Below are 14,573 nucleotides of genomic sequence, written 5' to 3'. Positions count from 1 at the left end.
ACTCCTCAGTGCATTAACTATTAGGCATTACTTCTTATTTATCATCTAGCATAACAATAAATTACCTCCGAAAAACAACTGATCTTTAAGAACTAAACCTGAACAGAATTGAAAATACACGTTTTGATTAAATCTTCAACTCCTGCAACTGGTAAAATTTTTGTATTTAGTCTACCAGCTAATTCCTCAATACTCATATCATCTAAAAACACTAATTCACCATTTTTTAACATGACATTCGGTAGCAAAATACCATCACCTAAATCTTGCCCTTCTAGATTTAAAAGTAAATCATGACCAGTTAGTAATCCGGTTACACTGATAGTTTGTCCCCAATAATCACTACATAAAGCACGCATATTTACTTCTAAACCTTCAACAAAATTTAAGCGTTTCAAAATCGGTTGAAATGCTTTTTCTACGGCGTTGCCTACTACCCAAGTTAATCTTCTCTGAGGATATACTTTTGCTGGGAGTAATTCTGCCGCAACGGTGGCAAATTGCTTGATAAATAATTGAATCGAACCAACTCCGTTATCAATTTGGGGATATTCTTCATATTCTGATTCGCTAGGTAATTCCTCACCTGCAATCAAAAACCACTCATCGGCTAACCAAACAACGCTAGAACCAAATTGTTGGCGAAATTGCCGTGAGAGTATTTGCACTTGGGAAATCACTTCTTGGGCTTTTTCCCTAGTTACGGCTATCAGTTCATCTTCTGGAGGGCGAAACCGTGTTAAACCAACTGGCACAACTGCCACCGATGCCACCGCAGGTAATTCACCAGTATGGAAGGACGCTAAATCTTTGAGAGTTTGTTCTAGATGTTTGCCATCATTTATACCAGGACAAACAACTACTTGAGCATGAATTTGTAGTCGTCTTTCTTGAAACCATTTGAGTTGTTGCAAGATTTGTCCCGCACGAGGATTTTTTAGCAGTCTGATTCTCACATCAGCTTCTGTTGCATGCACAGAAACATACAACGGAGACAAGCGCATTTGCTCAATTCGTTGCCATTCTCTTTCTGGCAAATTGGTCAGGGTAAGATAAGAACCGTACAAAAAACTCAGACGGTAATCGTCATCTTTCAAGTACAAGCTGGTGCGTTTACCTGGTGGCTGTTGATCGATAAAGCAAAATGGACAGCGATTATTGCACTGAATTAAGCTATCAAATAGGGCTGTTTCAAATTCTAGCCCCAAATCTTGGTCGTAATCTTTTTCGATTTCCAGGCTATGAGTTTTACCAGCAGCATCTAAAACTTCTAGTTCTAAAACTTCATCAGCACACAAAAACTGATAATCAATTAAATCGCGGGGACGCGTACCATTGATTGCAACGATCGCATCCCCAACTTCAAAGCCAATCTCTGCGGCTATTGAGTCTGGAAGAACCTTGGTAATTCGGGCAGGATGAATTGTATTCATGGGTATTGGGAATGGGGCATTGGGCATTGGGCATTGGGCATTAGGCATTGGGCATTTGCTTTAAACAAATGACTAATGACCAATGGCTATTATGGAATTATCCTTTCCAACCTGCTGCGATCGCAGCTAAAATCGCACTGCCGAATGCTAATCTATACCAAACAAAGATCAAAGTGTTTTTGGTTGCTAAGTACTTGATTAAGAATGCAATTGATAGGTAGGAAAATATAAAGGTTGAAATAATCCCTACAATTAACAGTCCGACAATATTATCTGGCAGTTGGTGGGCTTGAAATAATTTGAAGATTTTCAAACTTTTATACAGTGTAGCAATGGTAAGAGTTGGAAACCCTAATAAAAATGAGAATTTGGCGGCTGTATCGCGTTCTAATCCTAAAAATAAGGCAGTCGTCAAGGTCGAGCCAGAACGAGAAACACCTGGAATCAACGCAAGTGTTTGTCCCAATCCAACTAAAATACCATCCCGAATCTGCAATGAATCAAAATCTCGCTTGCGAGTGCCAATTTTTTCTGCCAAAGCTAGTACAAGTGCCATGATAATTGACATGATGGCAATAATTAATGCACTCTCCGGTAGAACGTCTTTCAAAAGAAAACCAAAAATTAAGGCTGGCATGGTTCCTACTACAATACCAACAAGAATTTTCCATTCTTCACGTTGCCAGTCTTTCTCTTTTAATGCTTCAATTCCACCTTTGACAATACTATATATCAGCGACCAAAAATATCCCACAATTGCGATAACACTACCAAATTGAATTGCATCAACAAAATCTTTAGAGCCTAATTCTTTCCAACCAAATATCTTGGTAAAAATCAGAAGATGTGCAGTGCTACTGATAGGTAAAAACTCTGTAATACCTTGAACAATTCCCAAAATAAAAGCTTGAATGAACTCCATATACAGTTAATACCTTTTTTCCTGTTGTAGACATTATGATGAAGATTGTTTAGATGATGATGTTGCTTTATATACTCTTTACTGCACCTAATCTTGTAGAAAATTCCAATTTACCGATCGATAACATCATCTAAGACGCTGACCATGTTCTTACACCCACCTAAATAAGTCAACGAAATCTTAGCAGTTCATCAAACTTTAATATTTAGCGGACTGATGTTAGTTCATTTTTTAACCATGAAATTTATGTAGTTTCCATTTACAAGAGACTACATATAAATTCTGTATGGAGAGCAACTTAATGGATTAGCCTGGTTTTCCCCAGCGCTCCGCGAAACTTCAGTATAATTACAATACCCCAGGGGGGGATTTTAAAGTGTGATATCTTAAATAAGATAAAGTTTAGTAACAAATATTAAAAACTTTGATTAATAATACACTGTCGTCCTACACTGCCTCTAGCCCTTCTATGAATACTGAGTTGGATTTGGCTGATACTGGCCAGAATGGGATCGGGCAGTTGGAATCTCCACTCTCCTTTTCTCCCTCTCTCCCTTTATCTATTTCTGCCAGACAAAGTTGGTTGGTGTTTGGGGCGGCGGTATTTTTGGTATCAGTGCCAGTATTTGTAGAAGCGCCAATAGTGCGATCGCTACCAAGTCTAAGTTTAGCGCTGACAGCATTTTGGGTATGGCTAAGTTTTACCTTAATGTCACGTTCTGCAACTTATGTCTGGGGAGATTTGCTCTTAGGATTTAGCTGGAGTTGGTTAGCAGGAGCGATTTATTGGGGCTGGTTGCGCTGGGAACCTTTATGGCATTTGCCTGTTGAATCTATAGGTTTACCCTTTGCTTGCTGGTGTCTGGCGAAAAATTGGGGCAAGGTGGGTAGCTGGTTTTATTTAGGTTCTTTACTCGGTACAGTTTTAACAGATGTATATTTTTATTTAACAGACTTGATGATCTACTGGCGGCAAATTATGAGAGTAGATGCAGATGGCGCAGCGCAAGTCTTACAAAACGCGCTCATACAAGTACAAACACCTTGGGGAGAAACTTGGGCGATAATTCTCGCCTCAGTGCTGTTAACAGTGGGAATTTTAGCTTTAGGTGGAAAGCAAAGACACTGGTATGCCTTTGGTGGCGCAGTTTTAAGCACAATTCTGGTAGACAGCCTATTTTTGTTAGCTGCGATCGCAGCATGAACAAGCTAACAGGCATAAGGTTGCAATAATCCTGTAGTCTTCTCTTACCAAAACTTTTTCCAATCTACAGTACATCAAGAATGATGCTGTAAATAATTAATTAGTTAAGAAATGTTACATAACAGTCCATCACCCTCAAGTCTTCTTTCTATGGTTTTCAGTATTTAGATATTGGACTGTTTCATGCCCGGTAGCAAGGTAGAATCAGCCACCCTGAAAAGATTTCGTCTAGTTGGGAATGTTGCCGGGATCGTGGATAGAAACCGATTGTAGCTATGCAGGTACTCTTACCACGATGAAAATTTTTGCCAAAACTAGAGTCAAACCCAGTTAGGACTTACGCAAAAACTCTCTGAAACTCTTATTTCTTTGTGTCCTTTGCGTCCTTTGCGGTTCGTTTTTTCATGATTTTGCGTAAGTCCTGGCAGTAACGGTAAATATTGTGGATATTAATACGCTGTATATTAGTTTCTGATGACTGCTGTGTTGATTAAGCTATCAGGTTTTGTCTGAAGTCCAATTGTCTTTGGCGCTCTGACTAATGACTAATGACTGCTGACGGCTGTTAGCTTAAAACTTTTATTTCTGTTTGATGGAAAGAGGTAGAAAATCGTGAAAGGATTGGCGCGTTTATTAACAGTGTTTAGTTTGTTACTTAGTTGCTGGGGATGGTTGGGAACAACTCAGATAGCCCAAGCTGCTAGTTTCAACAGTTTTGCTTTTCCTCAAGTCCCAATTTTGGCAATTGAGCGGCAGAATCGGGCAGATAAGAAGCTAGGAACGGAATTTGGTAAAAAAATTGATTTGAATAATACCAACGTCCGAGCTTTTCAACAGTATCCAGGGCTTTATCCTACCCTGGCGAAGAAAATCATCACAAATGCTCCCTACAAAAATGTAGAGGATGTATTGGATCTACCAGGATTAAGCGATCGCCAAAAAGCAACCCTGCAAGCCAACTTGGATAAGTTCACCGTGACAGAACTAGAACCTGCCTTCAACGAAGGAGACGATCGCTTTAACAACGGCATCTACAGATAACTGAATGCAGTTAATGTAGCAAATATCAACCCACTCCTGATTCTAGGGAGTGGGATTATTCTATTAGAGATGAGGGGGGACAAAGAGGACAAGGGAGACAATGGGGACAAGCTGAACAAAGTAAAATTTTTTCCTTGTCTCCCCCTGCTCCCCCTGCTCCCCCTGCTCCCCCTGCCCCCTGCTCCCTCCCCCCTCCCCCATTACCTTGCCTCAGATAGATATTCCTAGCCAATTTGATGTCTTGGTAGTCGGCGCTGGTGCTGCTGGACTCTACACAGCACTGTGTCTGCCAGAATCCTTGCGAGTCGGCTTGATTACCAAAGAAACCGTTGCTTTGTCCGCCAGTGATTGGGCCCAAGGTGGCATTGCCGCAGCCGTTTCCCCAGAAGATTCTCCCACGCTGCACATTGAAGATACCATCCGGGCAGGTGCGGGTTTGTGCGATCGCACCGCTGTAGAATTTCTTGCCCAGCTTGCCCCTAACTGTATTCAATCTCTAGTTGACTTGGGGGTTGCTTTTGACCGTCATGGTCAAGCTTTGGCTTTAACTTTAGAAGCTGCCCATTCTCGCAACCGCGTTCTCCACGCTGCGGATACCACAGGAAGAGAAGTTACTACTACCCTCACCGCCCAAGTATTACGTCGCCAAAATATTCAAGTCATTCAGCAAGCTTTAGCTTTGAGTTTGTGGATTGAACCCGAAAGCAATCGTTGTCAGGGCATAAGCCTGTTTTATCAAGGTAAAATCACATGGATTAAAGCTGGTGCTGTGGTCTTGGCAACTGGTGGCGGCGGTCAGGTCTTTGCCCAAACCACTAACCCAGCTGTGAGTACTGGTGATGGAGTAGCGATCGCATATCGGGCTGGGGCGATCCTCCGCGATTTGGAATTTGTGCAATTTCATCCCACAGCCCTAACGAAACCTGGTGCCGATCGCTTTCTGATTAGCGAAGCTGTACGCGGTGAGGGCGCACACCTTGTCGATAACGAAGGACGGCGTTTTGCCTTTGACTACGACCCTGCGGGAGAACTCGCGCCGAGAGATGTAGTCAGTAGAGCAATTTTCAGCCATTTACAACGTACTGCCGTTGATTTGGCCACTGCCCATGTGTGGTTGGATATGCGCCCTATCCCCGCCGAAAAGATTCGTCACCGCTTTCCTAACATCATTAAAGTTTGTCAGCATTGGGGTGTTGATGTCTTCCACGAACCAATTCCTGTGGCCCCTGCTGCCCATTACTGGATGGGGGGCATTGTCGCGGATCTGATGAATCACACAAATATCCCCAGTTTGTACGCGGTAGGCGAAACCGCTAGTACCGGGGTGCATGGGGCAAATCGCCTTGCTAGTAATTCCCTGCTGGAATGTATTGTGTTTGGGGCCCAGATGAGCCAAATAGAGTTGGAAAATATTGAGCTACCGTCAGAAATACCAATATTGCCATCACGGAAATTTAGTATTGATCTTAGTGAGTGGCACATCCAGCAAGCACATCTAGAAGCACTCAGGGAGAAGTTACCGCGACTGGTGTGGGAAAGTGCTGGTATTTGTCGGGAGCAATCAAGATTAGAAACTGCGATCGGCACAGTTGAATCTTGGCAGCAAGATTTTGCTGCCTTGCCTTTAAGTCAATTTTTGCTTGCTTTACATCCAGCAGAACCAGCTAGTTTTGACCTACCAGATATTGAACGGCAATTGCGACTTTGGGCAGAAACCCGCAATTTATTAGATGTGGCTAATTTAATTCTCAAAAGTGCTGCTTTTAGAACCGAAAGCCGAGGCGGACACTACCGTTTAGACTATCCTCAACCCAACCCATATTGGCAAGTTCACACACTTGTAAAAACACATCATTGGTGGAAATCCCCAATATTATCTTGAATAAATTACCCTTGCTATCTCCTACAGCAATAAGGTAAATCTTAGCTTGGATATCTCCAAGTAACAGATAGTCTAAAATCCCAAATTGGCCTATTAGCGAGTGCCACTACCATGCTGACTGTCAGGCCCACCATAATTTGGTGGGATATACGTGTCTTTTAAATTTTGAGAATTGACTTTGCGGGCGATTAAAGTATTGCTGCTAGTAGCACCAACAGTATTAGCACTTGCAGTGCTGAACATACTTGTGCAAGCAGCAACTTTTGGTATTACCATGTAAGCAGCTATACAGAAAAAAATAACCTTTTTCATTCGGAAGCTAGTTTTCATCGTTTTCAGTAAATTCACTAATTTTTCATCTAAAGCGTATTATTGGTTACTATCGTATATTTACTGAAACTTTTAAAAAAATATTTTAACTTTATAAATTATTGCTAATAGCATACAAGTTTTTGTGGTTTTTACTTGCACATCAACCTGAATTTGCTGGTATTAAATAGTCTCAATACTTAAGTAATATTCTTAATCAGTCATTTTTACATCAGTCTAAAGTTAGATATGTTCATTAATTGCTGTCAGCGCTTTGAATAATTCACTATTTATTAAAAATATCTTAATCTTTTTAAGTATAAACACTATGTTTACTAAAAAATGAATTCAAAATAAATAAAAAAATACTTGTTTTGTTGTATAGTTATGTTTTTAAATTAGTAAAGATAAAAGAATATAGTTGTTATATGATAAAGATTTCAAGAACTACGTGACTATAAAGTACCGTAATAATCACAGTCAGTACAAGTATTTTTTTAAAGGTAACAATGATTACAAAAAAATATTTTTATAATTAATTTTGATGAATAGTTTCTTTCTGACCTATATTCTTAGTTTTAATTATCAAGTCAGAAAGCCTTGCTGGATATGGATCTTAACGAAAAAACCACCCTAGGTATATACGAAGAGCTTTTTCGACCTAATGCCTTGGATGTATTTAAAGTCAAAATTCCTAATTTTAAGGTAATATTTTTTACTGCTTTGAAAAAGTATGGAGGCTTGAATCTTGACTAATTAAGCAAACTCGTAGCGATTTTTACCCAGACGCTTTGCATGGTACATTGCTGCATCTGCTTGTTTCATTAAGGTTTCACTGTCTTGACTGTTGTATGGATAGACACTAATGCCAATACTGGCAGAGACTTTGATTGCATAGCCGTCTAAAACAATTGGCTTGCTAATATTAATTAAAATTTTTTCGGCGACTTTAGCCGCTACCTGGACATTAGGAATTGCTCGTAAAATGACAGTAAATTCATCGCCACCCAAACGAGAAACTGTATCACTGGTGCGTAAAGAGTTGCTGAGTCGTCTAGCAATAGTCATTAATAAGCGATCGCCCGTCTCGTGTCCCAGAGTATCATTTACTTGCTTAAAGCCATCCAGATCAATAAACAGTAGTCCTAACAACAGGTTATTGTGTTGCGCCCAATGTAAGGATTCATAAAGTTGTTCGGCAAAAAATTTGCGATTGGATAAACCAGTTAAGGGATCGTGATACGCTAAATAACGCAAGTGGTCTTCTTTGAGTCTTAATTCACTGTTAGAGCGGAATAGTTCAGCAGCAGTACGTTTAAGCTGTTCTTCCATAAGCTTGCGCTGAGTAATATCTCGGATGACTCCAACTAAAAAGAAATTGCCAGCTGAGTCTTTATGGAGCGATCGCTTAGTGGCAATTTGATAAGTCTGTCCATCGGCATTTGTAAATTCTTCTTCATGCTCCTGGGGTTGCTGAGTCCTGAAAACAAGATCGTCCTGTTGTCGAAACACATCAGCTTCATGTTTCGGGAAAAAGTCATAGTCTGACTTTTCAATTAAGAACTTATTCGGATAACCGATAAATCGAGAATACGCATCATTTAAAACAATCCACTGATGTTGTTCATTTTTCACAAAAATTGGATCGGGAATCGTATTGATTACGTGATGCAAAAACTCTTTAGAACGTTTCCACTCTTCCTGCATGTGAGCAATATGACTGGTCATCCAAATAGCTGAACTGCCAAAACTAAACAGTGAGGGAATAAGTGGTATCCACCAGCCATACAAGAAAGCAAGGTACGTACTCAGGGTCAATACAAAACAAGAAAATAGGATACTGAAGAGACCCCTAGTTGCATGTCGTATCCGCCATGTTGTCACAGATCCTAGATAAGACCAGATAAAAATCCACAAGTCTTCTACTAAGTCAGGCCACACCTTGAGTAAAGGCCGTCCACTAAGAGCTGATGAGATTAACTCACTAACAAAATAAGCTTGTAGTTGAATACCAGGTATAGGCTTTGCCGTACTCATTAGACTACTGGAATAGGGAATGAATGCAAAATCCTGGAGACTAGGTGCAGTGGAGCCAATGAGTATAATTCGATCTTTGATTAAGTTTTCTTGGACTTTATCTGCCAGTACATCTCTCATCGATACGTGGCGAAAACTACACAATTCTTTAGATGAACCTTGACATTTGGGTTTGGGAAAATTGGTCAAAAGTTGGTATCCTCGATCGTCAGCTCCCACATAAGCACCATCCTTAGCCTCAAAACGAGTAAACGTTGCTTTACCCAATTGCAAATACTCAGGGTTGTTTTTTGCTTTAGTGGGAGTAATATTTTCTGACTTTAAATACAATAACGCTAACTTCAGAGCAAAACTTTCGTGTACCTGACTTTTAACGTGCCAATACAACAAGCTGCGACGGACTTTCCCATCAAGATCGTATAGCACGTTGTTAAAGCCCACTTGATCTTTATTTAGTCCTAATGGCGGTGAAACACTAACGTTTTTGTCATTTGCCAATAATTCAATACCAATCAAGTTGGGCATTGACTTATAAGTGTCACGCAGTTCTTGATTACCAGGCTCTACTGGCAAATTTCGGTAGATGTCTAAGCCAATAGCACGGGGTTTGTGGACATTTAATTTTTGCAACAACTGGGCAATCTTCCTATCTGGAATCGGCCACGAACCGACTTCCTTTAAATAGGCTTCATCAATCACCACCAGAGTAATACGCTCTTCTGGTAGTTCGTTGGGACGTAAGCGAAAAAATTGATCTAAAGCTGCCAACTCCAAAGATTGCAATAATCCGATGGAGTGCAAAAGTAAAACGCAGAATGCAACGCTGGTGGCAGTAATCAATTCTCTGTGTCCTCGACTAAGCGATTGTTTGAGTCCAAAGATTAACTTTACAAAACGCTTGTCTAACTGCTGCTTCATTCCCATTACCTAGTAGCGAGAAATATTCTCTATTTCCCATAGCTATTATCTATCGGATTAACATAGCTCAAGCAAGAGCTAAATAGAGTTTCTAAGAGTTTTTTCAACTCAGGAAGATTCTTCAGAACATTGAGGTATTTGTGAATGTATTACCATATCTTGAGGCCAATTATCTGGCCAAATGGCAACTACAAGTTTTGTGGCTATCACCACAGAATAATAAATACTGTTGAAAGTGAGTTCAGTGAACTTAGCATTCAAATCCTTGTCTGGTAAAGCTTACTCAATGAAACTTTCACATTTGCGGTCGGTTAAGCATTTTACAAAGAATTACAGTAACTTGTCACTTCCAACAGACATACCTTTGGGTTTGACGCTGACAGAATTGCATCTCAAGATGGCTTCCAAGTGCTGTAAAAGAAAATTGAAGTATACATTATAAAGAGTAAATATACTTGATGAATTTCTTTCAGCTTCAGGTGTTTGCAGATAAAAGCAGCGGAAAATTGGTACTTAAGTATTGGATAACACCCATTATCTATTACCAAAAACAAAAAAGCCAACTGGAAACAGACTTTGCTGTATTCATCCAGTTGACCATAGTTAGTGCTGTTCGCAGGAGCAGGGTATTTAGCTCATATTGAGTCGCGATCGCAAAAAAGTACTTAATTAATAATGATGTACTTACTATATGCCCGAACTACAGTTGCTGCACGCGAGGAAACCCCACGTCAAACAAGTAGTGTGGCATTGGCTTTCTGAAGGCAATTACTTGAAATATTTGAAGTCACGAGGCCCTGTATAACCAGAAACCTTTGCTAGTTCCTCTAAATTTTGGACTCCACTATAGCTTTTAGCATTAACGATCCAAGTAGGGAAGCCTTCAATTTTTGCGGCTTTACACAGTTCTGTTTGAGCTTTGAGTCCATCAGGAGCGCATTCTACCCTAACATCATTATTGATTATTTCCTCGGCTTCTTTACCAAAAAGCAGCTTTTGTTCATGGCAGTGAGGACACCAGTAAGCAGTATATTCCTTCGCGCCTACCTTCACCAGATGGCGTGCTAAGGCTATTTCTGCCTCACCAGAAGTAGTGGTAACTTTCCAACCGAATGCTGGGTTAGGGTTTTCCTTGGGAGTAAAGTTAATTTGTACGGGTTTTCCAGGAGTTCCAGATGTAATATCTGATTGATTCACGCCAGCATAAACGCCTAAAGTGCCAATCAGCGTTATCATCCCCACAATTAGGGCGGTAAAGAGGATTTGTCCAATATCCTCCCAAGTTCGACCGATAATTGTCAGTACTAAAAGACTCAAAGAAAACAAAGCTGAACCAATACAGTAAGGACAAAGGGCTTTGATTTGAAATGCTAGCAGGTACATTAAGTAGCCGCTGAAAACAGACATCGCGATCGCACCCGCTAGCAGTAGCAACCACGTCCAATTCTCCAATTGTTTGCGGTTATTGTTTTCTCCTGAGTTTAATACTAAGGGAGCCAAAGCAAATATCACCATACTGGTGTATGCCAAAAACCCAAACAAAGCTAATGGCTGACCAAAAACTGTTGCCCACGGGCTGGAAAGCACATCATTACAGCCCTTAGCACCAGCCTCTGCGACACAAGCTGCACTGCCTCCTGTTAACTTTTCGATGGCAAGATAACCTGTTGTTAGCGCACCACATCCAGCGATCGCGGCAATCAATGGACGTGACCATTTATGAATCCAAGGAGTAGAACGACGGCGAATCATAAATATTAGGGAGTGGGGATTGGTAAAAGTTAGGAGTTAAGAGTGAGGAGTGAGGAGTTAAGAATGAGGAGTTAGGAACAATTAATTTAAAACTCATAACTCCTAACTTCTAACTCCTAACTCTCTTTCCCCACTTTCTAAGAATGTAATTTCACTTGTTCTGCTGATTTGCTTTCAACTTTGGAGTTCCGACTGCGACGCGCAGCTTCGACAAATTGGCTGACGCGAATTGGGTCAATTGGTTGCTCTATTCGTCCGTGACGTTTTAGAGAACTGGAAACTATTACACCATCTGCTGCTTGCATCAATGTATCAATATTTTCCCAATTGGCTCCACTACCGATAAACACTGGTGTGCCAGCTGCTGCATCACAAGCTAGTTCCAAATCTTCTAAGTTAGGTGGACTACCAGTAGCCCAACCAGATAAAATAACTCCGTCTGCTAAACCCCTTTCAATGGTGTCTTTCACAGCTACTGTGAGATTTGGAGAACTCAAAGGACGGGCGTGCTTCACCAAAACATCGGCCAGGATTTTAACATCACAGCCTAACTCCCGTCGATAGCGGAGTAGTTGATAGGCTTCTCCCTCAATTAATCCCTGATCCGTTGCCATTACCCCTGTGAGAACGTTGACGCGGATAAATTGCGCCTGTACACAGCTAGCGATCGCCATTGCACTTTTGCCGTCGTTTCGCAAAACGTTTAACCCTATAGGCAAAGTTACCAAGTTTTGTATCCGTTGCACCACTATGGTCATAGCACTCACAACCACGGGATCGACTTGGTTTTTAGTAAAAGGCGCGTCGAAAAAATTCTCCACAATCAACCCATCAACCCCTCCGCTTGCAAGGGCTACGGCTTCTTGTTCGGCCCGGTCAATCACCGCTTTGAGGCTACCTCCCCAACGGGGTGAGGTAGGTAGTGGTAGCAGGTGAACCACGCCAATAATCGGTGAGCGAGTTTTAAATAATTGATATAAGTCCACGTCTTTAATCCGCCTCGCGGAGTCCAGAGTCTAGAATTTTTTGACTATTGACTGTATGACCCTTGACTCTTGACTTTTCATTAACTAGTCAAATGTGTTTTATGATAGTCGGTTTACTGCCTCCTTCCTCAGATGGAAATTGGCGTGAAACCTCCCATAAGATATGTTAAGATAAAACCTGGCTACAAGAGGAGTTTGCCACTCACTAGACGCAAGGCAGCTTTCCGTGGTTTAGGCATCTTGTCCGCGCCCAGTCGCAGGACTTGCCAATCGCCAGGTTAACATTACTGCTTTATCAAGCGTAGTCGCTTTCGTCGATTTCCCGGAGGGTAGCGACTTCTCAACAACAAGCCCTTTGGGCGGCTTCCCGATGGGTAGATTAACAACGCACACGCCAAGGTAATGTAAAATACCAATAGGCGAATTGTTAAAAAAGATTACAAGTGTCAAATGTACCCAAAGACACTTCAATTTACCCTGGGGAACAGATTGATAGGAATATCATAACATGACCTCTATTTTTATTTATTGATAGGGTTATGAGTCCACGGACGGTTACTAACAGTGGGAATTTGTCACTGTAGTGTTTTCATGAGGATGCTGATAGCAAAAAGCGAAGTTAGCGCCGGAATGTTTGATTATCAAGAAGAAAAAAAATGAAGATATTTTCCAAATATGGGTGACAAGCCAACAATTGCCATTTCTCATCTGGGCTGCGAGAAAAATCGAATTGATACAGAACACATGCTGGGAATGCTTGTAGAAGCAGGTTACGGTGTAGATACAAATGAAGAGTTAGCAGATTACGTTATTGTTAATACTTGTAGTTTTATTGAAGCAGCCCGGCAAGAATCTGTCAGAACTTTGGTAGAACTGGCAGAGGCAAATAAAAAGATCGTAATCACTGGCTGTATGGCGCAACACTTCCAAGAACAACTTTTGGAAGAGTTACCCGAAGCAGTAGCCATTGTGGGTACAGGCGATTATCACAAAATTGTTAATGTAATTGAGCGTGTAGAACAAGGCGAACGGGTCAAACAGGTTAGTATTGAGCCAACCTATATTGCCGACGAAACTACACCTCGCTATCGCACTACAACTGAGGGTGTAGCTTACCTCCGAGTTGCCGAAGGTTGTGATTATCGTTGTGCATTTTGTATAATTCCTCATCTTCGAGGGAACCAGCGATCGCGTACTATTGAATCTATAGTCGCCGAAGCGGAGCAGTTAGTTAGTCAAGGGGTAAAGGAAATTATTTTAATTTCCCAAATCACCACTAATTACGGTTTGGATATTTACGGTCAGCCAAAATTAGCCGAATTACTTCGCGCTTTGGGGAAAGTAGATATACCGTGGATCAGAATGCATTACGCTTATCCCACGGGACTGACCCCAGATGCGATCGCGGCGATTCAAGAAACACCAAACGTCTTGCCTTATCTGGATTTGCCCTTGCAGCATTCTCATCCAGATATTCTCCGCGCTATGAACCGTCCTTGGCAAGGGCGCGTAAATGATGGGATTATAGATCGCATCAAAACGGCGCTACCAACAGCCGTATTGCGGACAACATTTATTGTTGGTTTCCCAGGAGAAACACAAGAGCATTTTGAGCATCTACTAGAGTTCGTTCAACGGCATGAATTCGATCATGTTGGTGTGTTCACCTTTTCCTCTGAGGAAGGAACGCCAGCTTACAAGCTACCAAATCAGTTGGCCCAAGAAGTGATGGACGATCGCCGATACCAACTGATGGAACTCCAGCAACCGATTTCTCAAAAGAAAAATCAACAGGAAGTAGGCAAAATCGTCGATGTCCTGATTGAGCAAGAAAATCCTGAAAGTGGTGAACTAATAGGTCGTTCAGGTAGATTTTCCCCAGAGGTTGATGGTCTGGTGTATGTCAAAGGCCAGGCAAAGTTAGGAACCATCGTGCCAGTAGCGATTCACCACGCTGATACATACGACCTCTATGGTCAAGTAGTCAATAACTAAGCTGTCATTTGTCCTTTGTCTTTTGTCCTTTGTTAAATGACCCTTACAGATTCATCCTTATACTAAGGTCAATGCTGCATTAATAGCAGTTTTC

Annotated in this window: 10 protein-coding genes; 4 read left to right on the top strand and 6 right to left on the bottom strand. The window is 41.3% G+C overall.

Annotation, left to right across the window (positions count from 1 at the left end):
• Positions 1–92: 92 nt before the first annotated feature.
• Together GTQ43_RS13760 and GTQ43_RS13755 are read right to left on the bottom strand one after the other, a co-directional pair.
• Positions 93–1,433: a TIGR03279 family radical SAM protein gene (locus GTQ43_RS13760; RefSeq protein ID WP_265273760.1), complete on the bottom strand. Its 1,341-nt coding sequence runs from the start codon at positions 1,431–1,433 to the stop codon at positions 93–95.
• Between the two features lie 97 nt (positions 1,434–1,530).
• Positions 1,531–2,355, bottom strand: a complete 825-nt coding sequence (locus GTQ43_RS13755; protein WP_265273160.1) for an undecaprenyl-diphosphate phosphatase — start codon at positions 2,353–2,355, stop codon at positions 1,531–1,533.
• A 424-nt stretch (positions 2,356–2,779) separates the two neighbouring features.
• Between GTQ43_RS13755 and GTQ43_RS13750 the strand changes: the two genes are divergently transcribed.
• From GTQ43_RS13750 to nadB, 3 genes are all read left to right on the top strand, one after another.
• Positions 2,780–3,559 (top strand): DUF3120 domain-containing protein, encoded by a 780-nt coding sequence (locus GTQ43_RS13750; RefSeq protein WP_265273159.1) that lies wholly within the window; start codon positions 2,780–2,782, stop codon positions 3,557–3,559.
• Positions 3,560–4,171: 612 nt separating this feature from the next.
• Positions 4,172–4,600 carry a photosystem II complex extrinsic protein PsbU gene (gene psbU / locus GTQ43_RS13745; RefSeq protein WP_265273158.1) on the top strand — a complete coding sequence of 143 codons (429 nt, stop codon included), beginning with the start codon at positions 4,172–4,174 and terminating at the stop codon, positions 4,598–4,600.
• Between the two features lie 205 nt (positions 4,601–4,805).
• Complete coding sequence (gene nadB, locus GTQ43_RS13740) at positions 4,806–6,482, top strand: L-aspartate oxidase (RefSeq protein ID WP_265273157.1); 1,677 nt, start codon at positions 4,806–4,808, stop codon at positions 6,480–6,482.
• A gap of 93 nt (positions 6,483–6,575) precedes the next feature.
• Here the strand turns inward: nadB and GTQ43_RS13735 are convergent, their stop codons facing one another.
• The 4 genes from GTQ43_RS13735 to btpA form a co-directional block, all read right to left on the bottom strand.
• Positions 6,576–6,794, bottom strand: coding sequence for a hypothetical protein (locus GTQ43_RS13735; RefSeq protein WP_265273156.1), 219 nt, complete (start codon positions 6,792–6,794; stop codon positions 6,576–6,578).
• Between the two features lie 753 nt (positions 6,795–7,547).
• A complete protein-coding gene (locus GTQ43_RS13730; RefSeq protein ID WP_265273155.1) occupies positions 7,548–9,746 on the bottom strand; it encodes a CHASE2 domain-containing protein in 2,199 nt (732 codons plus the stop codon).
• Between the two features lie 768 nt (positions 9,747–10,514).
• Positions 10,515–11,498: a vitamin K epoxide reductase family protein gene (locus GTQ43_RS13725; RefSeq protein WP_265273154.1), complete on the bottom strand. Its 984-nt coding sequence runs from the start codon at positions 11,496–11,498 to the stop codon at positions 10,515–10,517.
• Between the two features lie 137 nt (positions 11,499–11,635).
• On the bottom strand, positions 11,636–12,484 hold the full coding sequence (btpA, locus tag GTQ43_RS13720) for a photosystem I biogenesis protein BtpA (protein ID WP_265273153.1): 849 nt from the start codon (positions 12,482–12,484) through the stop codon (positions 11,636–11,638).
• Between the two features lie 675 nt (positions 12,485–13,159).
• On the opposite strand from btpA, the gene rimO reads away from it, so the two are divergent.
• Positions 13,160–14,479, top strand: coding sequence for a 30S ribosomal protein S12 methylthiotransferase RimO (gene rimO, locus GTQ43_RS13715; RefSeq protein WP_265273152.1), 1,320 nt, complete (start codon positions 13,160–13,162; stop codon positions 14,477–14,479).
• Positions 14,480–14,573: the final 94 nt, after the last annotated feature.

This window comes from Nostoc sp. KVJ3, assembly GCF_026127265.1.
Taxonomy (GTDB): Bacteria; Cyanobacteriota; Cyanobacteriia; order Cyanobacteriales; family Nostocaceae; genus Nostoc.
The sequence above is the reverse complement of the archived record's forward strand: the minus strand, read 5'-3'. Positions and strand labels throughout refer to the sequence as shown.

Bases quoted from the DNA above. Each gene is read 5' to 3' on its own strand.
- GTQ43_RS13725 (WP_265273154.1), bottom strand. From the start codon at position 11,498: ATGATTCGCCGTCGTTCTACTCCTTGGATTCATAAATGGTCACGTCCA.
- GTQ43_RS13735 (WP_265273156.1), bottom strand. From the start codon at position 6,794: ATGAAAAAGGTTATTTTTTTCTGTATAGCTGCTTACATGGTAATACCA.
- GTQ43_RS13760 (WP_265273760.1), bottom strand. From the start codon at position 1,433: ATGAATACAATTCATCCTGCCCGAATTACCAAGGTTCTTCCAGACTCA.
- GTQ43_RS13755 (WP_265273160.1), bottom strand. From the start codon at position 2,355: ATGGAGTTCATTCAAGCTTTTATTTTGGGAATTGTTCAAGGTATTACA.
- GTQ43_RS13730 (WP_265273155.1), bottom strand. From the start codon at position 9,746: ATGAAGCAGCAGTTAGACAAGCGTTTTGTAAAGTTAATCTTTGGACTC.
- rimO (WP_265273152.1), top strand. From the start codon at position 13,160: ATGGGTGACAAGCCAACAATTGCCATTTCTCATCTGGGCTGCGAGAAA.